The sequence below is a fragment of the Klebsiella ornithinolytica NBRC 105727 = ATCC 31898 genome (assembly GCF_001598295.1).
In the GTDB taxonomy this organism is placed as follows: domain Bacteria; phylum Pseudomonadota; class Gammaproteobacteria; order Enterobacterales; family Enterobacteriaceae; genus Klebsiella; species Klebsiella ornithinolytica.
Genome location: NZ_BCYR01000001.1, coordinates 177,522 through 197,393, shown reverse-complemented (window position 1 = coordinate 197,393; position 19,872 = coordinate 177,522). Strand labels below are relative to the sequence as shown.

The window sequence follows — 19,872 nt, the reverse complement described above, 5'->3', positions numbered from 1 at the left end:
GCGGGGGACACCGGAGCGTTTTGCTTACTGTGGCAGGGCCGTGCCCCATTCCCGCCACTCTTTCGGTTCGCTTTCCAGCAGCAGGAAGTGTTTACCATCCTGTGCCTTCGGCGCCAGCGGCGTGCCCGGCGGCGTGGCAAAGGAGATACCGCCGCGAATGAACTGGTTAAAGGTCCCGGTTTTCACGACGCCGCCAATCAGGCCAAAGTCGAGGTTATAGCCGGAAGAGAGCCAGAAGACCGAATTGTTACGCACCAGATACTGATAGCGTTTGCTGATACGCAATTTGACCATCACGCGATCCGACATCGAGCCCAGCGTCAAGCCGGTCACCGTACCGACTTCCAGGCCGCGGAACAGTACCGGCGTTCCGATATCCAGCGAACCGGCTTCCGGCACTTCGACAACGATGCTCAGACCGTCAATGTAGCGGGAGTCGCTAATTGTCGTTTCCTGAATTTCGAAATCACGGCGTGGCGTGCCGCGGCCGGGTTCAACGTTGATGTAGGGCTGGAAAATGGTATCCAGGTGTTCGACGCCCGCCGCAGAAATCTGCGGGGTGATCACCGAGAAACGGGTCCCGCTGCGGGCGAAGGTCTCGACGTACTCCGGGTAAAGCACGGCTTTCGCCTGGACTTCGTTTTTCGCGGTAATCAGATTCAGGGACTGGATCTGGCCGATATTAATGCCCAGGTAGCGAATCGGCATCCCTTCGGAAATTTTACCGGCATCAAAGGCATGCAGCGTAATCTGGCCACCGACTGCCCGGGCAGCGGTTTCAGAAGCATAGAGAATGCGTTTGTTGCCAATTCGCGCGCCGGCGCTACTGCCGCTGAGATCGTCAAAGCTGATTGCGCCTTTCAATGCCCGTGACAGCGGTGATGCCTGCACGGTCAGACCATTGCCATCGAGCTGGACTTTGGCGCCGCCCTCGGCCCAGAAGACGCTATTGTTGGTCAACAGATTGCGATATTCCGGCTTAATATGCAGATCGATATCAAATGCGTTGCGGCGGGGTTTAACCGAAATGATCTCGCCGACGGCAAACTTACGATACAGCACCACCGAGCCTTCCTGAACATCCGGCAGGGTCTCTGCCGTCAGGCTCAGAGTGGTGGTGGGCACTTCGCTGAGGCTGTTTTCTTCCGCCTTCTCCATATTGGCATACAGCGGATAGCTGGCCTGTATTGCCCCTTTCTCGCCAGGGATAATACGAATACCGCCTTCGACCCACTCGCTGGCGCTGGCGCCCAGCACTTTGATGCCATCAAAACCCACTTTCACGTCAAGACGGCTGTTAACGACAAATTTGCTGTCGCCGCGCACCAGGTCGCGATACTCAGGGGTAATGGCCACCTGGAACGTGACGCCTTTAGCGGTCAGCTTGCGCTCCAGAACCTGACCCACTTTCACGCCGTGCAGCACCAGCGGCTGCCCGGCATCAATGCCGTAACTCTCCGCTGCCGTGAGCGTCACCGTCGCCACATCCGGTTCATCGAGCAGGGATTTGTCAGCCGGAAGCACCACAAAGTGATTTCGCGTCTCCCCCTCTCCGGGCACCAGTTCGAACGTATTCCCGGTCAACAGGGCACTGAGGCTGGGGTTATCCAGCGAGATTTTCGGCTTTTTCATCTGAATAAGCGTCTTATCTCTGAGCAGGGTGACCACGCTTGGGTCAACCGTCATCTCACCGGTCACTTTACTGCCGGGATTGAGGTTGAGTTTGGTCAGCTGCCCGACTTCCAGCCCCTGGTACATCAGCGGGGTGGAGCCGGCTTTCAGGCCTTCGCCGTCAGGCAGCTCCAGCGTGACCAGAACCCCGCGCTGGCTATGAGCCAAATCTTCGTACAGACCAAACTCATCGTTTTGTTGCGCGGCCTGAGAATCGGCAGGGGAGTCAAAGGCAATAGCGCCATTGACCAGCGCGGAGAGGCTTTCCAGCTGGACTTTCGCGCCGCCGAGGCCGACATCGGCCTTAACGCCTGACACATTCCAGAAGCGGCTGCCTTTTTTCACCAGGTTTGTAAAGCGGCGTTCAATCAGCACATCGATAGTGACGCCCTGATTGTTATCATTGAGCGCAAAATCGTACACCCGACCCACCGGAATTTTGCGGAAGTAGACCAGCGATCCGCTGGTGAGCGAACCGAGGTCCGGCGCCTGCAGATGAATCATCAGCTCGCCGTTGTTGATATGGTATTTCGGCTGGGTATCGAGAGCGACGAAATGGTCCTGCGGCTCCCCTTTACCCGGCATCATGCCGATGTAGTTACCGCCAACCAGCGCATCAAGACCGGATACGCCGGCCAGCGAGGCTTTCGGAGTAACCAGCCAGAACTGGGTATCTTTGCGCAGAGCGTCTTTCATATCGCCCTTCACACTGGCCGAGACTTCGATTTTGCTCAGGTCTTTGCTCAGCGAGATATTCTCGACGGTGCCCACCTCGACCCCTTGATAGCGGATAGGCGTGCGCCCCGGGACAATCCCGTTGGCCGACTGGAAGTCGATGGTGATGGTCGTCCCGCGGTCGTTATAGCTGGTCCAGATCAGCCAGCTGGCGATCAGCAGGGCTATTACCGGCAGCAGCCAGAATGGCGAGATGCGACGTTTAGTTTTAATTCTGGCTTCAGTCGGTGAAGCGGGCGTTTCCTGACTCATGTGCGTCCCAAAGTAAGCGGCTGTCCAGCCATTCAACAGCAAGGATAGTTAATATTACCGCGGCGCCGAAATATACCGCAGCAGGCCCCATCGTGAAAGCGAGGAGTTGGTCGCGATTAATCAGTGACATGGTTAATGAGATAACAAAAAGATCCAACATTGACCAACGGCCGATCCAGGTAATCAGCCGCAGCAGGATGATGCGGGTACGCAGCCCCTGTTCGCACTTGAATTGTATGCTCACTAACAGCGTAAACAAGACAATAACTTTGGTAAATGGCACCAGAATACTGGCGATAAACACCACGCCGGCAATCGCCACATTGCTATTGGCCAACGACATAATCCCCGACAGAATCGTATCATCCTGTCGTGCGCCGTTGACGTAAATAATGGAGATCGGCAGCAGGTTTGCGGGAAGCAGGAACACCACCGACGCAATCAGCCCGGCCCAGCTTCGCTGCAGACTCTGCGGCCGTCGATGGTGGAGCGGCGTATGGCAGCGTCGGCAGCGTCCGCGGGCATCGCGAAAGCCGGTGTAATGACAGCCGGTGCAAACCTGTAGCGCCGGGTCGGCCCGAAACGCTGGACGCTGGGGATAAAATCGCTCCCATAGCTCTTCAACGTTCATATGAATGATCGTCAGAATGCTGAGCAGGGTGAGCGAGATAAAGGCCACAAGCCCGACGCCCGGCTGCAGGAAGGCATAATCCTGTACTTTGATGGAGGCCACGCCGATACCGACCAGATAGATATCCAGCATCACCCACTCTTTGAGTTTTTCCAGCATCAGCAGCACCGGGCGTAAATTCATCCCCAGAACGTTCCCCAGCCAGAGATAGGCGATCGAGATGACCAGCAGCGCCGGTGCGCCAATCGCACAAAACAGCACCATCGCGGCAGTAAGCGGATCGCCCTGACCGGTCATTTGCCAGATCCCCTGGATTACGTTCGCATCGATACGTACGCCGAGCAGATGCAGACGCAGTAAGGGTTCGGTCCACGCAAAGGGCATCAGGAGCATCATGGTAATGGCCATACTACCCAGTCGCGAAAGAGACCAGTCGCGGCCATCACGCACTTTCGCATTGCAGCGCGGGCACCAGGCACTTTGATAACGCTTAAGCACCGGCAAACGAAAAAGAACGTCACACTGCGGGCAGCGGTGATAATGTGCCTGAGGGAGCGGACGGCTGACCGCATGCACGACCATCTTTTTTGCCGGTGTTATCGGTTGTGTTTTTAGTGGCATTTATTACGTACAGGAATGAATGTATCTCACTATCTTAACCCAGGATTGAATTCATCTTGAGCCTGAACGCATTTAATGCTTATTTTATTAGGCAATGCGTGTTTCGCAGTAAGACAACTAAGTGACCAGATAATGAACAAAACAGAATTTTACGCGGATTTGAACCGTGATTTTCAGGCTTTAATGGCAGGTGAAACCAGTTTTTTGGCGATGATCTCTAATACCAGCGCGCTGCTGTTTGAGCGCCTGACCGAGGTTAACTGGGCAGGTTTCTATCTGCTTGAAGGGGACACGCTGGTTTTAGGACCATTCCAGGGCAAACTGGCCTGCGTACGGATTCCGGTTGGGCGAGGCGTATGCGGTGCGGCCGTTGCGCAAAATCGCGTTCAGCGGGTGGAAGATGTTCATGCCTTCGATGGACATATCGCGTGTGATGCCGCCAGCAATTCGGAAATCGTCTTTCCGCTGCAGGTGAACAATCAGATTATTGGCGTTCTGGATATCGACAGCACCGCCTTCTCCCGCTTCACCGCTGAGGATGAGCAGGGGCTGGCTGAACTGGTCGCGCATCTGGAAAAACTCATTTCTGCGACTGACTATCAAAAAATATTCGCCCACGTCGCAGGATAATCAACGGATAACGTAGCATTTAGCGATGGCGTCATTATAATGACGCCTGTTCATGCCTGCGGCTTGTTGGCTACGTCCGTTGTAATCAGGAAATTTCATGGAAAATCAACCTAAGTTGAATAGCAGTAAAGAAGTTATCGCGTTTCTGGCCGAACGTTTCCCTCAGTGCTTCAGCGCTGAAGGTGAAGCTCGCCCCCTGAAAGTCGGTATTTTTCAGGATCTCGTGGAGCGTGTTGGGGGGGAGATGAATCTCAGCAAAACCCAACTTCGTGCCGCTTTACGTCTTTATACTTCGAGCTGGCGCTATCTGTACGGCGTTAAGCCAGGCGCAGTTCGCGTTGACCTTGACGGCAACCCGTGCGGCGAACTGGAAGAGCAGCATGTTGCTCACGCTCGTCAGCAGCTCGAAGAAGCAAAAGCTCGCGTTCAGGCGCAGCGCGCAAGCCAGCAGGCTAAAAAGCGCGAAGCCGCCGCCGCTGCGGGTCAGCAGGAAGACGGTGCTCGTCGTGAGCGTAAGCCACGTCCTCAGGTTCGTCGCAAAGAAGGCACCGAACAGCGTAAGCCGCGTCCAGCCGTTGCAAAAGCACCGCGTGAAGAGCGTCATACCCCTGTATCAGATCTGACCGCGTTAAGCGTTGGCCAGGCTCTGAAGGTGAAAGCAGGCAACAACGCAATGGACGCCACCGTTCTGGAAATCACCAAAGATGGCGTTCGTGTACAGCTGACTTCTGGTATGTCAATGATTGTACGCGCAGAACACCTGGTGTTCTGAAACGGAGGCCGGGCCAGGCATGAACACATTCTTTAAGCTCACCGCGCTTGCGGGCCTGCTAGCAATAGCAGGCCATGCGTTCGCCGTGGACGATATTACTCGAGTCGATCAAATTCCCGTGCTGAAAGAAGAGCCGCAGCACGCGACGGTGAGTGAGCGCGTTACCTCGCGCTTTACCCGTTCTCACTACCGGCAATTTGATCTCGACAACGCCTTCTCGGCAAAAATTTTCGACCGCTATCTGAATCTGCTGGACTACAGCCACAATGTGCTGTTGGCCAGCGATATCGCTCAGTTCTCGGCGAAGAAGAATCAAATCGGCGATGAGCTGCGTACCGGAAAGCTGGACGTTTTTTACGACCTGTATAACCTGGCGCAGAAGCGTCGTTTTGAGCGCTATCAGTATGCATTGAAGGTGCTGGAACGTCCGATGGACTTTACCGGCAACGACAACTTCAACCTTGACCGCAGCAAAGCCCCCTGGCCGAAAGACGAAGCCGAGCTCAACGCGCTGTGGGATGCCAAGGTTAAGTTTGACCAGCTGAGCCTCAAGCTTACTGGCAAAGATGACAAAGAAATTCGCGATACCTTAACGCGTCGCTACAAGTTCGCCATTCGTCGCCTGGCGCAGTCTAACAGCGAAGATGTGTTCTCGATGGTGATGACCGCTTTTGCTCGCGAGATTGACCCGCACACCAACTATCTGTCCCCGCGCAATACCGAACAGTTCAATACCGAAATGAGCCTGTCGTTAGAGGGCATCGGCGCGGTACTGCAGATGGATGACGACTATACGGTCATCAATTCGCTGGTAGCCGGTGGTCCGGCGGCGAAGAGCAAATCGATCGCCGTCGGCGATCGTATCGTCGGCGTCGGCCAGTCCGGTAAAGGCATGGTTGACGTTATCGGCTGGCGTCTGGATGACGTTGTTGCGCTGATTAAAGGGCCGAAGGGCAGCAAAGTGCGTCTCGAAGTTCTGCCTGCTGGTAAGGGCGCGAAAACCCGCATCGTCACGCTAACCCGAGAGCGTATTCGTCTCGAAGACCGCGCGGTGAAGATGTCGGTGAAAACCGTCGGCAAAGAGAAAGTCGGCGTGCTGGATATCCCGGGCTTCTACGTTGGCCTGACGGACGACGTCAAGGTGCAGCTCCAGAAGCTGGAGAAACAGAACGTCAGCAGCATTGTTATCGACCTGCGCAGCAATGGCGGCGGGGCGCTGACCGAAGCCGTTTCACTCTCCGGTCTGTTTATCCCGTCTGGCCCGGTGGTTCAGGTCCGTGACAACAACGGCAAAGTGCGTGAAGACAGCGATACCGATGGCGTGGTGTACTATAAAGGCCCGCTGGTGGTGTTGGTCGATCGTTTCAGTGCTTCGGCCTCTGAAATCTTCGCTGCCGCCATGCAGGATTACGGTCGCGGCTTAATTGTTGGCGAGCCGACCTTTGGTAAAGGCACCGTTCAGCAGTATCGCTCGCTGAACCGGATTTACGATCAGATGCTGCGCCCTGACTGGCCGGCGCTGGGCTCTGTACAGTACACCATTCAGAAGTTCTACCGCATTAACGGCGGCAGTACCCAACGTAAAGGCGTCACGCCGGATATCATGATGCCGACCGGTAGCGAAGATCGTGAAACCGGTGAGCAGTATGAAGATAACGCGCTGCCGTGGGATAGCGTCAATGCGGCGACCTACGTGAAATCCGGTGATTTGAAACCGTTCGATCCGCAGCTGCTGAAGCTGCATAATGAGCGCATCGCCAAAGATCCCGAGTTCCAGTACATCATGAAGGACATCGCTCGCTATAACGCAATGAAAGATAAGCGTTATATCGTTTCTCTCAACTACGCTCAGCGTGAAAAAGAGAACGAAGAAGACGATGCGACGCGCCTGGCACGGATTAACGATCGTCTGAAGCGCGAAGGTAAACCGCCGCTGAAGAAACTGGACGATCTGCCGAAGGACTACCAGGAGCCGGATCCGTATCTTGATGAGACAGTCCACATTGCGGTAGACCTTGCGCATCTTGAGAAAGAGATGCCCGCGGTAGAACCGCCGGTCAGCAAATAAGCACCCAACGGGCACAATGATTGTGCCCGTTTTTCTTTCCGTCATCTTCCCGACCGTCCTCTCTTAGACATACAAAATGTCAACAACTTACGCAGATGTCAGTTCGCTGTGACAAAATGTAAAGTTGTGTTTTTCTCGTGACTTAGCGGGGCCTGATCGTTGAAAATTGGCGTTCTACCCATACGATATGGGTAATCGCATAGTGCGTTTTGTTAAATCGAGGTTAAAAGAAAATTATGATGCGAATCGCGCTTTTCCTGTTGACCAACCTGGCGGTGATGGTGGTATTCGGGCTGGTGTTAAGCCTGACGGGAATTCAGTCAAGCAGCATGACCGGGTTACTGATCATGGCGCTGCTTTTTGGTTTTGGTGGATCGATCGTTTCGCTGATGATGTCGAAATGGATGGCACTGAAATCCGTGGGTGGGGAAGTGATTGAGCAGCCGCGCAATGAAACAGAACGCTGGCTGATGAACACCGTCGCACAGCAGGCGCAGCAGGCGGGTATTGGCATGCCGCAGGTCGCCATCTACCATGCGCCGGATATCAACGCGTTTGCCACCGGCGCCCGCCGCGATGCTTCTCTGGTCGCCGTGAGCACCGGGCTGCTGCAAAACATGAGTCGTGACGAAGCCGAAGCGGTCATCGCTCACGAAATCAGCCACATCGCCAACGGTGACATGGTCACTATGACGCTGATTCAGGGGGTGGTGAACACCTTCGTTATCTTTATCTCGCGTGTTATCGCGCAGATTGCCGCCGGCTTCCTGGGCGGAAACCGGGATGACAGTGAAAGCAGCAACGGTAACCCGCTGATTTACTTTGCCGTAGCGACCGTGCTGGAATTGGTGTTCGGTATTCTGGCCAGCATTATTACCATGTGGTTCTCGCGCTATCGTGAATTCCACGCCGATGCCGGGTCTGCCAGACTGGTTGGGCGTGAGAAAATGATTGCCGCGCTGCAGCGCCTGAAAACCAGCTATGAACCGCAGGAAGCCAGCAGCATGATGGCGTTCTGCATTAACGGTAAGGCGAAGTCAATGAGCGAACTGTTCATGACTCACCCGCCGCTGGATAAGCGTATTGAAGCGCTGCGCAGTGGCGAATACCTGAAGTAACGTTGTTGCTGAATAGCTAAAAAAATCCGCGGCCCACGGGCTGCGGATTTTTTTTGGACTGAAGCCTGAGGAGAGCGGCTATTGTCCCGGACGGGGCTGGGTTACGCGAAGCCCGCTGACGGTTGCGGCAATCACCGCCAGCCCACCGGCCAGCAGCAGTGCGCTGTGGGTGCCGCTGTTGCCCTGCAGGTTAAGTAGCAGGGCAACCAGCGCCGCACCGGTACTTTGACCGAGCAGTCGCGCGGTCCCCAGCATTCCGCTGGCGCCGCCGCTGCGCTGGGCCGGTGCGGAAGAGACAATGGTATGGTTGTTCGGCGACTGGAACAGGCCAAAACCGGCGCCGCACAGCGCCATGCGCCAGATAATATCCAGATCGGAAGGCGAGGAGGGCAACAGCGCGAGGCCAAACAGGCCGCAGGCCATCACCAGCAGACCGATTGCCCCCAGTAATCCCGCGTGCACTTTCTCAATCATATAACCCGCCAGCGGCGCCATCACCATGGTAGCCAGAGGCCACGGCGTCAGCAGTAAGCCGGTTTCGACTTCGCTACGGCCCATCACCGACTGCAGGAAGAAGGGCAGGGAAACCAGCGCCAGCATTTGCGCGCAGAACGAGCAAACAGAGGTACAGATAGACAGGGAAAACAGCGGGATGCGCAGCAGGTCAATCGGCAACAGCGGTACCGGCATCTGCAGCTGGCGGCGCACAAAGAAGAAACCGATAACCAGCATCGCGGCCACTTCTGCAAGCACGAGTCGTCCCGACTGACCCTGGGCAAAACCGCCGAGAGCGGTGATCAACAGGCCAAACGTCAGCGCATTCATTATGGCGCTGGGAAGATCGAAACGGGTGATTTTGCTCCGGCCAACGTTCGCCGGCAGGTAACGCATGGCGAGGATAAGCGAAACAATCCCGAGCGGAATATTAATAAAAAACAGCCATTGCCAGGAGGCCACCGAGAGAATCGCTGCCGCAATAGTGGGGCCAGCGGCCGATGAAACCGCCACCACGAAGGAGTTAATCCCCATCCCGCGTCCGAGAAAACGCTGCGGGAAAATAAGCCGGATCAGCGCCGTATTGACGCTCATCAGGGCGGCGCCACCAAGGCCCTGCGCGACGCGGGCAAGGGTCAGCATCTCCAGACTATGGGAAAGTGCGCAGGCGAGCGAGGTCAGAGTAAACAGCGCAAGGCCGATTTTATAGATACGCCGATAGCCAAACATATCGCCGAGAAAAGAGAGCGGCAGAAGGGCAATCACGATAGCTATCTGGTAGGCGTTGACAATCCAGATTGACGCCGCCGGCGAGGCGTTTAAATCGGTGGCAATAGTCGGCAGGGCCACGTTAGCGATTGCGCCGTCGAGCACCGCCATGGCTAACCCTAAAACGATGGTCAGAATTGCGCCGTAGCGCTGCGGCAAAGGCAGGCCATCGGAAATGTTTTTATCCATGTTGAATGTATGTCTTTAGGGTAATTATTCTCTGAGTAATGATTTTAGCATTGATTATTCGGCTGTATGTCGCAGATTTGTAACGAATGAGCAGAAGAACGATTGCGGGGGGCGCGATGCGAATTTATAATAAAAACCGGTTCTGATTTTTATAAAACAGTTACGATGAGGTGATAAATGGCAGTTGCAGATTTGGATAAGCAGCCAGATTCTGTCTCTTCGGTATTGAAGGTTTTTGGCATTCTGCAGGCGCTTGGTGAAGAGCGTGAAATTGGCATAACCGAACTGTCCCAGCGCGTCATGATGTCAAAAAGCACCGTTTATCGCTTTTTGCAAACCATGAAATCGCTGGGCTATGTGGCGCAGGAAGGTGAATCCGAGAAATACTCCCTGACGCTCAAGCTGTTCGAACTGGGCGCGCGTGCGCTACAGAATGTCGATCTGGTCCGCAGTGCCGATATCCAGATGCGTGAACTTTCGCGGCTGACGAAAGAGACGATCCACCTGGGGGCGCTGGATGAAGACAGCATCGTCTATATCCACAAAATCGACTCGATGTACAACCTGCGGATGTACTCACGAATCGGTCGCCGCAACCCGTTGTACAGTACCGCTATCGGTAAAGTGCTGCTGGCGTGGCGCGATCGCGCTGAAGTTGAGCAAATTCTTGAAGGCGTCGAATACAAACGCAGCACCGAGCGGACCATTACCAGTACGGAAGCGCTGCTTGGCGTCCTGGATCAGGTTCGTCAGCAGGGCTACGGTGAAGATAATGAAGAACAGGAAGAGGGACTGCGCTGCATCGGCGTACCGGTTTTCGACCGCTTTGGCGTGGTGATTGCAGGTCTGAGTATCTCTTTCCCGACTCTGCGTTTCTCGGAAGAGCGTCTGAGTGAATACGTGGAGATGCTGCACACGGCGGCGCGTAAGATTTCTGAACAGATGGGCTATAACGACTATCCATTCTGATCCGAAGGGCAGCCTGGTCAGTTAAGCGACAGCGGGAATACGTTTCCCGCTGTCGCTTTTACGCATTAACCTTTGTCGATAACGGTTTCGCTTTTGCGTAAAATCGGGCAGTCGGTAACACCGATAATACCGCTATCAGAATTAACGTATTGTGCGGTACTGGTGCCGCGAGCGGTCAGATATTTACACTGAAGCCCCAGTCCCGCAGCATTCTCATTGCTGCCAATAAGAATGCCATAGCCGCTCAATAATATCCCAATCCATACGATAGCCAGTACTACAATGGAACGAATGATTAATCGCATTGTTGCCTCATGGTTTACATTATCCCTGCGCCTATTTTGACAGCTACACGTATTGAAACAAGTCTATGATTCCTAAACTTGTCTTTCGTATTACAGTTAGCCACGGTTTAAGATGCTCATGTTATCCTGGAAACATCTGATACTGATGCGGAGAATGGAGTGAAAAAAGTACGCTGGGTTTTGCTGATAGTCATCATAGCGGGCTGTTTGTTGCTGTGGACTCAGATGCTTAACGTAATGTGCGATCAAGATGTACAGTTTTTCAGCGGCATCTGCACAATCAACAAGTTTATCCCCTGGTAAGACATTTTTATGACGACCGATTTCCTTCTGCTGCGCGAGTGGTAGAATGGACGCCTTCTCTTTGAGGTGGTGAAATGAGTGAGTTACTGAATCCTGGGATCTTAAATCTGGCATCGCTGGCACTGTCCGTTGTGCTGCTGCTTGTCGGTTTGTTGTTATGGTTTTTTGTTAATCGCGCAAGTTCGCGCACCAATCAGCAGATTGAACTGCTGCAGGCGTTACTGGACCAGCAAAAGCGGCAAAATGCGCTGCTGCGCCGTCTCTGTGAAGCCAATGAGCCTGAGAAAGAAGAGGTTACTAAGACTTCGGCGGGAGAGAAAGACGATGACGACTTTATCCGTCTCGTCGCCGAACGGTAACTGACTGACAGGTGTGCACCGCGTCGGTGTGCACCTGGATCACGGAGAGGCTATAACTTTTTCTTATCCTTCCCGAGCGTTTTGTTACACTTCCTCGCGCCCTGAGTGTGTTCCCGCTCCCAATTCTGGCTATTGACGCCATTGATTTTTTAGTTAATCAAATTAAATAATAACAATCTGTTTTAATTGTCTGATGAAAAAATATCGTCATTAATGCTTCATGTTTAAATTGTATTATAAATAATATTTATAACGTGAGCGGGTGACGATTTTATATCTTTACCTCCGCAGAATTTAAGCGAAATTTCAACTATAGATATGACCTTTTATACGCATCATTATGCACCGCTCCTGACGGTGCTTGCTGAAAATGTGGTGTTTGAATAGCCAGGTACCTGGACGAACCGAAGTTGTTGAGCTATGGTAAAAAAGTTGCAATCATGGGGTTGGCTATATTGCGAATCCTGCGGTAGCAGCGAGGGCAACCCTGGGCGGCAAAGACGCATAAATGTGCAGGCGATCAAATGATTACCTTATAATTTGTGCGAAGGATCGAGACACGTTTAAAAATGGCTTGCCATTATTTACGTTGTATGTGATAACACCTTTCGGGTTAAACGAGGTACAGTTCTGTTTATGTGTGGCATTTTCAGTAAAGAAGTCCTGAGTAAACACGTTGTCGTTGAATACCGCTTCTCTGCCGAACCTTATATTAGTGCCTCATGCAGTAATGTGTCAGTTTTATCTATGTAAGCGCCTGTGGGCGAAGAAAACAGTCTAAGGAATTTTGCAAATGGCAAAGATTAAAGGTCAAGTTAAGTGGTTCAACGAGTCTAAAGGTTTTGGTTTCATTACTCCGGCTGATGGCAGCAAAGATGTGTTCGTACACTTCTCCGCTATCCAGGGTAATGGCTTCAAAACTCTGGCTGAAGGCCAGAACGTTGAGTTCGAAATTCAGGACGGCCAGAAAGGTCCGGCAGCAGTTAACGTTACTGCTATCTGATTCAAGACCACTCATCTTGTAAGAAAAGCCTCGCCTCTGCGGGGCTTTTTAGTCTTTATTGCAAAACATTTCCATTTTTCCCCCTCCGTCGCGCTTTGTTGCAAAACAACATCCTTATTCGCATAGTTTCGCATCCTGTTGTGCCGATTTTCTGTTAAATCAGAGGGTTGTAATATAATGCTGGAGCTACGGTGCTAAAGTACAAAAATAAGTCAGTTGCTCATTTCACCCCTCTTCGTTTTGGGCTGTTGTGCGTGGCAATTCTCGGGTGTCTCGGAATACTGTTGGGGCGGGTAGCCTGGCTGCAAATCGTTTCTCCAGATAACCTGGTGAAACAAGAAGATATGCGTTCGTTGCGCGAAGAACCCATCGATGTACAGCGTGGAACCATCAGCGACCGCGAGAACCGCCCGCTGGCGGTCAGCGTGCCGGTGAGCGCTATCTGGGCCGACCCGCAAACCATTATGCAAAAGGGCGGCGTCGGCTATGGCCCGCGCTGGCAGGCGATGGCGGAGGCGCTGCACCTCAATCTGAGCGAATTGGCCAAACGCGTTGAGAGCCATCCGCATATGCGGTTCATCTATCTGGCCCGTCAGGTTAACCCGGAGCAGGCCGAATGGATCGACAAACTGCACCTGCCAGGGATCAACCTGCGCGATGAGTCGCGCCGCTTCTATCCCGCGGGGCACGTGGCGGCTAACCTGTTGGGGTTTACTAATATCGATAACCAGGGCATTGAGGGGATTGAGAAAAGCTTTAATGTCCAGCTTACCGGAAAGCCGGGGCGCCGGCTGGTGCGTAAAGATCGTCATGGCCACGTGATTGAAAATATCACCGAGATGCCGGCGGTGCCTGCGCATAATATTCAGCTGAGTATCGACGAACGTCTGCAGACGGTGACTGAAGATGCGCTGGATAACGCTGTGAACTGGAATAAGGCGGAATCAGGGGCGGCGGTACTGATTAAGATTGATACCGGCGAGATACTGGCGATGGCCAGCTATCCGGACTTCAATCCCAATAATCGTGACAACGCCAGGCTCGATGATTTTCGCAACCGCGCCATCAGTGACACCTTTGAGCCAGGCTCGACGGTAAAACCGCTGGTAGTGATGACGGCGTTACAGCAGGGGATTGTGCAGCCGGACAGCGTAGTGGATACCCATCCCTTTGTGCTTGATGGTCACCGCATTCGTGACGTTGGCTATTATCCCGAACTGTCATTGACCGGTATTTTGCAAAAATCCAGCGATACCGGCGTTTCGCATCTGTCGCTGGCCATGCCGGTTCAACACCTGATCGATACCTATAAAGCGTTCGGTTTTGGCGACCCGACCGGGCTGGGGCTGACCGGTGAAAGCGCCGGACTGATGCCGCAACGGCGCTATTGGGGCCAGCTGGACCGCGCGACCTTTGCCTTCGGATATGGTCTGATGGTGACTCCGCTGCAGCTGGCGCACGTTTATGCCACTATCGGCGGTTTCGGTATCGAACGACCGCTCTCGATTACCCGTATCGACCCGCCGGTTATCGGCACGCGGGTTATGCCAGAACCGATAGTGCATGAAGTGGAGCATATGATGGAGAGCGTGGCGTTGCCGGGCGGCGGCGGAACCAAAGCGGCGGTGCGCGATTATCGCATTGCGGTGAAAACCGGGACCGCGAAAAAAATCGGTCCTGACGGTAAATATATCGATAAATATGTGGCGTATACCGCAGGCGTGGCGCCCGCCAGTCGTCCGCAGTTTGCGCTGGTGGTGGTGATTAACGATCCCAGCAATGGTGCCTATTATGGTGGGGCGGTTTCTGCACCGGTCTTTAGCCAGATCATGGGAGATGTGCTGCGGCTGGAAAATGTGATGCCGGACGGTATGCCACAAGGTTCGGAAAATCTGATTGTGATGCATAGCGGGGATGCCGTTCCGCCGGCGTTGTAACAGTGGTCTGAAAGGGCGAATAGCGCTACACTTTCGCCCTTTCAGCGACACCGGAGTTGTCATGTCATACAGTTGCCCACTTTGCCACGCGCCGCTTTCCCGCCGCGATAATAGCTATATCTGCCCGCAGCGGCACCAGTTCGATCTGGCGAAAGAGGGGTATGTCAATTTACTGCCGGTGCAGTTTAAGCGGTCTCGCGATCCGGGCGATAGCGCGGAGATGATGCAGGCGCGGCGGGCGTTTCTCGACGCGGGCCACTATCAACCTCTGCGTGATGCCATTAGCGACTTTCTGTCCGTCGCTGCCCCTGAGCGCCTGCTTGATATCGGCTGCGGGGAAGGGTATTACACCCATGCGTTTGCCGCCATCGCCGCTCATTGTTGGGGGCTGGACGTCTCAAAGTCGGCCATTCGCGCGGCGGCCAGACGCTATCCGCAGGTTAACTTTTGCGTCGCATCGAGCCAGCGTCTGCCGTTCGACGACGCCAGCCTGGATGCGGTGGTGCGAATTTATGCCCCTTGTAATGCGCAGGAGCTGGCGCGGGTGGTCAGACCCGGCGGCTGGGTCATTACCGCCACGCCGGGGCCGCGTCATTTGCTGGAGCTGAAAGGGTTGATTTACGATGAGGTGCGTCTGCATGAGCAAAATCATGAACAGATGGCCGGTTTTACATTAAGCCAGCAGCAGCAGCTGGCCTATCCGATGCAGCTGACCGGGGCCGAGGCTGAAGCGCTGCTGCAGATGACGCCATTCGCGTGGCGGGCGAAGCCAGCGGTGCGTGAAACGCTGCGCGCGCAGGCGACTTTCCGCTGCCAGACCGATTTTATGATTCACTGCTGGCAGCGTGAGGCCTGAGAACTAACCGGCGAAATGGCTCCAGAGAATCTGGGCGCCGATACCCATCAGGACAATACCACCAAGAATTTCGGCTCGTTTGCCCAGCAGCGGGCCGATAAACCGTCCGACCATTATCCCCAGCGTCGACATCACCAGCGTTGCGCAGCCGATAGCCAGCGCGGTGGCGATAATATTTACCTGCAGGAATGCCAGGCCGACGCCGACGGCCATCGCATCGAGACTGGTGGCGAAGGCGGTGGTGACCAGCAGCCAGAAACCATGGCGACGAGGCGCTTCACACGCCTCATCTTCGGTTGTACGAAAACCTTCGATGACCATACGTCCGCCGAGAAAGACCAGCAGCACGAACGCGATCCAGTGATTCCACTCCAGCACGAACTGGCTGGCGAGCATCCCCATCCCCCAGCCGACAAGCGGGGTGAGTGTTTCGATGGCGCCGAAAATTAACCCGGTGCGCAGCGCTTCGGAGAACTTAGGTTTGTGTAAGGTGGCGCCTTTACCGATAGAGGCCGCGAAGGCGTCCATGGACATGCCAAAGGCAAGAAGAATCGTAGCGGAGATGTTCATGATTGCGTCCTGACCGGGGAAAATCCATATGACACATCACAGCCCCCAGTAGATATACGCAGCCCGCGATTCAGGTATGCGTACAGCGGTGATGTGTCTATGGTCTCGCCTGATTGAACACCTTCTTCAACCCGTACGTGCCACGTTTTGCAACGAGTATGTTGACACGCACATTTCCTGGCAGGCAGGAAACCGGCTACTCCCCAACGACGGGCGCAACCTTAACATATTTTTAGAATATAAAACAATAACAGGATTTATTTATTTCGATAACCAAATGATAACGATTTTCATTTGAATTTATGGGTAAATAATTCGTTAATAAATATAAGTAAAGTGCGCAGACGGAATATAGCCATGGCTATATATCCATCTGCCAGAAATCGCTGAAATATAGCGTTGGCTATATTAGTAACTTACTGAGTTGAAACGAGAAGTTTGTATATCTTTTCCAGATCGTCGATGTTTCGTACACGAATAAGCAGGCGCCGCTGTTCTAATTGCATCACCAGTACGCCATCTTCCGATAAATTCATCGCTTTAATTCGCTTATATTCAATCCAGATATTGGCGAAGAAAAAACCAGTTGGTTTGAAGATGATTTTCGGCGTCCGGATCCAGAACAGAAACAACCCCATTAACGCCAGCGCAGATAATAACCATGTGGTGATTAGCGCACCGTGACTGATGATATTGTTATAAATCAGAATGGCGATCAGGCCGACGAAGATGATCCCGTCAACGCGACTGCGGCGGAGCAGGGGGATGGCCAGGAGTAACGGGCCGTTGCGACGGGGCATAATAAACTGGTCATAAATGGCAAACGCCAGCAGAACAACAATAAACAGAATCAGCACCAGATCCGTGATTGTCATCTATCCTCCAGTGAAAAAAAAGCCGGGGGCAAGCCCCCGGCGGACAACAGGATTATTACAGGCCCAGCAGGCCGATAGCGTAGCCGACGATACCGATGACGAAGAAGCCGACGATAATCCACAGGGCGTTAACTTTCTTACGCAGCAGCCACATACAGGCGAAAGTCAGCAGCAGAGGCACCAGGCCCGGCATCAGCTGGTCAAGGATAGTCTGTACGGTCGTTACGTGAACCTGACCATCTGAACCGGTGATTTTTGACACCACCAGCGGAATGTTCACATGCGTCCACTTGTTAACCAACGCCCCCATGACAAACAGGCCGAGAATTGACGCCCCCTCGGTCAGTTTCTGCAGGAAGCCGCCGCCCATATCCTTAACGATATCGACACCTTTGCTGTAACCGTATGCCACGCCGTAGTAACGGGTCAGCAGACGGACGGCGTTGAACAGAATAAAGAACAACAGCGGGCCTAACAGGCTGCCGCTCATCGCGATACCGGCGCCCAATGCCGCAAATACCGGACGCACGGTACCCCAGAAGATCGGGTCGCCGACGCCAGCCAGCGGCCCCATCAGACCGACTTTGATACCGTTGATGGCACCATCATCGATCTCGGCACCGTTTGCACGCTGCTCTTCCATCGCCAGCGTTACGCCCAGAACGGGCGCTGCGACGTACGGGTGAGTGTTAAAGAACTCCAGGTGACGCTTAATTGCCTGCTTACGCGCATCGTTGTTCTCCGGATACAGGCGACGAATAGCCGGTACCATAGAGAAGCAGAAGCCCAGCGCCTGCATACGTTCGAAGTTCCATGACCCCTGGAACAGGTTAGAACGAATGAACACGCCACGAATGTCACTCGGAGTGAGTTTTTTCTCGGTGGTATTTTTAGTCATATCAACCATTTCGCTCACCTGTTAGTCCAGTTCGTTATCGAGATCGTTATTACCAGCAGCCTGCGCTGGCGCACCCGCTACGCGGTTGTATTTCGGGCTCAGCTGGATGTAGAGGATAGCCATTACCGCGCCAATCACCCCCAGCGCAACCAGGTTGAAGTTAGTGAACGCAGCGGTGACGAAGCCAAGGTAGAAGAACGGCATCAGGTAGCCTGCGCGCATCATGTTGATGACCATCGCGTAACCAACGACCACGATCATGCCGCCGGCGATGTTCAGACCGCTGGTGACCACTTCAGGAATCGCATTCAGCATGCCCTGAACTTCGCTGGTTCCGACGGAGATAGCCACGATGACCGCCGGGATAGCGATACGCATAGCCTGCAGGAACAACGAAGAGACGTGGAGCCACGAAATCGCCGTCAGGTTGCCATTTTCCGCCGCTTTATCCGCCGCATGCTGGAAGGCTACGGTAATGGTACGCACGATGATGGTCAGAACCTGGCCTGCTGCTGCCAGCGGGATAGCCAGTGCGATACCGGCGCCGATACCCTGATGACCGGCAATAACCAGAACGGTAGAAATGATGGATGCCAGCGCGGCATCCGGCGCAACCGCCGCACCGATGTTCATCCAGCCCAGGGCGATCATTTCCAGGGTACCACCGATGATGATACCGGTTTTCATATCGCCGAGAACGGCACCGATCAACGTACACGCGACCAGAGGACGGTGGAACTGAAATTCATCAAGTACCGACTCCATACCCGCAATACACGCGACGATGAACACCAGCACAATCTGAAGAAGGGTAATCTCCATTGTACTTCTCCTGTTGATTAAGTCTTAAGTTGAAAACTGGGGCGCGACCCGCAAGGTTATTTCGTTACCTTGCCAATCAGGTCCATCATTTTCAGTTTCTGGTCGGTGGAAACTTTGCGGACTTCCAGCTCGATACCGCGGGCATTTAGCTTTTTAAATGCTTCAATATCTTTTTCATCGACCGAAACGGCGTTGTTCACCTGCGTTTTACCCTGACGGAAAGCCATACCACCAATATTGACGGTGGTGATTTTCACGCCGCCTTCAACGACACGTTCGACGTCGGTAGGGTTGGTAAACAGCAGCATGACGCGATCGCCTGCGTATTTCGGGTTGTTGTAGACGCGAATCATCTTCGCAACGTCGACAACGTGGGCCGTCACGCCCGGAGGAGCAACCTGAGTCAGTAACGTTTTGCGCACGGTATCCGCCGCCACTTCATCACTCACGACAATAATACGGGTAACGTTGGTTTCTTTGGTCCAGCGGGTGGCCACCTGACCATGAATGAGACGGTCATCAATACGCGCCAGGCCGATGACCATGTAGTCGTTCGGACCCATTGGTTTTGCCGGGGCTGCCGCTTTGGCTGCTGCCTTAACCGGCGCCGGAGCGACTTTTTCCACCGCTTTCGCTTTCAGCGCCTTCACGCCTTCGCGACCGGTTTCTACCGCCAGAGCCACCAGCTCGTCGAACGACGGATCGTCGTCGCGCGCCATCAGCGTTTCGACCAGCATCGGAATGTTGACGCCAGCAATCACTTCGTAATGTTCTTTATCGACGACAATGCGGCTGGCGGCATTAAATGGACTACCTCCCCACGTATCGACGAGAAATAACACGCCCTTAGTTGTGTCCAGCTTTGCCAGCTGTGCGTTGTATTTCTCAATTAACGTTTCGGCATTTTCACCGGGAACGAAATCGATCCAGCCAACGTTTTCCTGCTCGCCCAACAGCATTTCTGCGGTTTTCAGCAGTTGTTCTGCAGCCCAACCATGTGTGCCTATTACAATAGCAATCGTCAC

The 19,872-nt window shown here is 53.9% G+C and carries 20 protein-coding genes; 11 read left to right on the top strand and 9 right to left on the bottom strand.

The features are described 5' to 3' along the window. Window positions 1-24 precede the first annotated feature (24 nt). Together ROR01S_RS00895 and yebS are read right to left on the bottom strand one after the other, a co-directional pair. Window positions 25-2,658 carry a PqiB family protein gene (locus ROR01S_RS00895; RefSeq protein WP_015584016.1) on the bottom strand — a complete coding sequence of 878 codons (2,634 nt, stop codon included), beginning with the start codon at window positions 2,656-2,658 and terminating at the stop codon, window positions 25-27. Further along, entirely contained in the window at window positions 2,627-3,910 is a 1,284-nt protein-coding gene (yebS, locus tag ROR01S_RS00890) for a membrane integrity lipid transport subunit YebS (RefSeq protein ID WP_015584017.1), read from the bottom strand. Before yebS ends, ROR01S_RS00895 begins: the two co-directional genes overlap by 32 nt. Before the next feature lie 132 nt (window positions 3,911-4,042). On the opposite strand from yebS, the gene msrC reads away from it, so the two are divergent. The 4 genes from msrC (at window position 4,043) to htpX (ending at window position 8,498) form a co-directional block, all read left to right on the top strand. Next, window positions 4,043-4,540: a free L-methionine (R)-S-oxide reductase MsrC gene (gene msrC, locus ROR01S_RS00885; RefSeq protein ID WP_015584018.1), complete on the top strand. Its 498-nt coding sequence runs from the start codon at window positions 4,043-4,045 to the stop codon at window positions 4,538-4,540. A 97-nt stretch (window positions 4,541-4,637) separates the two neighbouring features. After that, complete coding sequence (gene proQ, locus ROR01S_RS00880; RefSeq protein ID WP_004863942.1) at window positions 4,638-5,312, top strand: RNA chaperone ProQ; 675 nt, start codon at window positions 4,638-4,640, stop codon at window positions 5,310-5,312. 19 nt (window positions 5,313-5,331) lie between these two features. Further along, window positions 5,332-7,380 (top strand): carboxy terminal-processing peptidase, encoded by a 2,049-nt coding sequence (gene prc, locus ROR01S_RS00875; RefSeq protein ID WP_004863939.1) that lies wholly within the window; start codon window positions 5,332-5,334, stop codon window positions 7,378-7,380. A 236-nt stretch (window positions 7,381-7,616) separates the two neighbouring features. Further along, window positions 7,617-8,498 (top strand): protease HtpX, encoded by an 882-nt coding sequence (gene htpX / locus ROR01S_RS00870; RefSeq protein WP_004863936.1) that lies wholly within the window; start codon window positions 7,617-7,619, stop codon window positions 8,496-8,498. Between the two features lie 78 nt (window positions 8,499-8,576). Here the strand turns inward: htpX and ROR01S_RS00865 are convergent, their stop codons facing one another. Beyond that, window positions 8,577-9,950 carry an MFS transporter gene (locus tag ROR01S_RS00865; protein WP_004863932.1) on the bottom strand — a complete coding sequence of 458 codons (1,374 nt, stop codon included), beginning with the start codon at window positions 9,948-9,950 and terminating at the stop codon, window positions 8,577-8,579. A 177-nt stretch (window positions 9,951-10,127) separates the two neighbouring features. Here ROR01S_RS00865 and kdgR point away from each other — a divergent pair, with 177 nt between their 5' ends. Further along, window positions 10,128-10,919 (top strand): DNA-binding transcriptional regulator KdgR, encoded by a 792-nt coding sequence (gene kdgR, locus ROR01S_RS00860; RefSeq protein ID WP_004863930.1) that lies wholly within the window; start codon window positions 10,128-10,130, stop codon window positions 10,917-10,919. A gap of 65 nt (window positions 10,920-10,984) precedes the next feature. On the opposite strand, the gene ROR01S_RS00855 is transcribed toward kdgR, so the two are convergent. Further along, a complete protein-coding gene (locus tag ROR01S_RS00855; RefSeq protein WP_064358997.1) occupies window positions 10,985-11,224 on the bottom strand; it encodes a YobH family protein in 240 nt (79 codons plus the stop codon). A 159-nt stretch (window positions 11,225-11,383) separates the two neighbouring features. Between ROR01S_RS00855 and mgrB the strand changes: the two genes are divergently transcribed. The 6 genes from mgrB to rlmA all read left to right on the top strand — a co-directional run bounded on the left by mgrB (window position 11,384) and on the right by rlmA (window position 15,682). Further along, complete coding sequence (gene mgrB / locus ROR01S_RS00850; protein ID WP_015584020.1) at window positions 11,384-11,527, top strand: PhoP/PhoQ regulatory lipoprotein MgrB; 144 nt, start codon at window positions 11,384-11,386, stop codon at window positions 11,525-11,527. 74 nt (window positions 11,528-11,601) lie between these two features. Further along, window positions 11,602-11,886 carry a YebO family protein gene (locus ROR01S_RS00845; protein ID WP_004863926.1) on the top strand — a complete coding sequence of 95 codons (285 nt, stop codon included), beginning with the start codon at window positions 11,602-11,604 and terminating at the stop codon, window positions 11,884-11,886. 636 nt (window positions 11,887-12,522) lie between these two features. Beyond that, window positions 12,523-12,639, top strand: coding sequence for a DUF2627 domain-containing protein (locus ROR01S_RS25630; protein ID WP_049267871.1), 117 nt, complete (start codon window positions 12,523-12,525; stop codon window positions 12,637-12,639). A gap of 40 nt (window positions 12,640-12,679) precedes the next feature. Next, window positions 12,680-12,889, top strand: a complete 210-nt coding sequence (cspE, locus tag ROR01S_RS00840) for a transcription antiterminator/RNA stability regulator CspE (RefSeq protein ID WP_001062678.1) — start codon at window positions 12,680-12,682, stop codon at window positions 12,887-12,889. 191 nt (window positions 12,890-13,080) lie between these two features. Further along, window positions 13,081-14,826, top strand: a complete 1,746-nt coding sequence (gene ftsI / locus ROR01S_RS00835) for a peptidoglycan glycosyltransferase FtsI (protein WP_064358996.1) — start codon at window positions 13,081-13,083, stop codon at window positions 14,824-14,826. Window positions 14,827-14,887: 61 nt separating this feature from the next. Further along, window positions 14,888-15,682 carry a 23S rRNA (guanine(745)-N(1))-methyltransferase gene (gene rlmA, locus ROR01S_RS00830; protein ID WP_032717106.1) on the top strand — a complete coding sequence of 265 codons (795 nt, stop codon included), beginning with the start codon at window positions 14,888-14,890 and terminating at the stop codon, window positions 15,680-15,682. Window positions 15,683-15,685: 3 nt separating this feature from the next. Here the strand turns inward: rlmA and mntP are convergent, their stop codons facing one another. The 5 genes from mntP to manX all read right to left on the bottom strand — a co-directional run bounded on the left by mntP (window position 15,686) and on the right by manX (window position 19,872). Next, window positions 15,686-16,252: a manganese efflux pump MntP gene (gene mntP / locus ROR01S_RS00825; RefSeq protein WP_004863916.1), complete on the bottom strand. Its 567-nt coding sequence runs from the start codon at window positions 16,250-16,252 to the stop codon at window positions 15,686-15,688. Window positions 16,253-16,668: 416 nt separating this feature from the next. Next, the gene (locus tag ROR01S_RS00820) at window positions 16,669-17,127 is read right to left on the bottom strand and encodes a DUF986 family protein (RefSeq protein WP_004863915.1); all 459 of its coding nucleotides are present in this window, start codon (window positions 17,125-17,127) and stop codon (window positions 16,669-16,671) included. Window positions 17,128-17,182: 55 nt separating this feature from the next. After that, entirely contained in the window at window positions 17,183-18,034 is an 852-nt protein-coding gene (locus tag ROR01S_RS00815; RefSeq protein WP_004863911.1) for a PTS mannose transporter subunit IID, read from the bottom strand. A 12-nt stretch (window positions 18,035-18,046) separates the two neighbouring features. Then, window positions 18,047-18,847 carry a PTS mannose/fructose/sorbose transporter subunit IIC gene (locus ROR01S_RS00810; RefSeq protein ID WP_004863908.1) on the bottom strand — a complete coding sequence of 267 codons (801 nt, stop codon included), beginning with the start codon at window positions 18,845-18,847 and terminating at the stop codon, window positions 18,047-18,049. Between the two features lie 56 nt (window positions 18,848-18,903). Further along, the gene (gene manX, locus ROR01S_RS00805) at window positions 18,904-19,872 is read right to left on the bottom strand and encodes a PTS mannose transporter subunit IIAB (RefSeq protein ID WP_004863905.1); all 969 of its coding nucleotides are present in this window, start codon (window positions 19,870-19,872) and stop codon (window positions 18,904-18,906) included.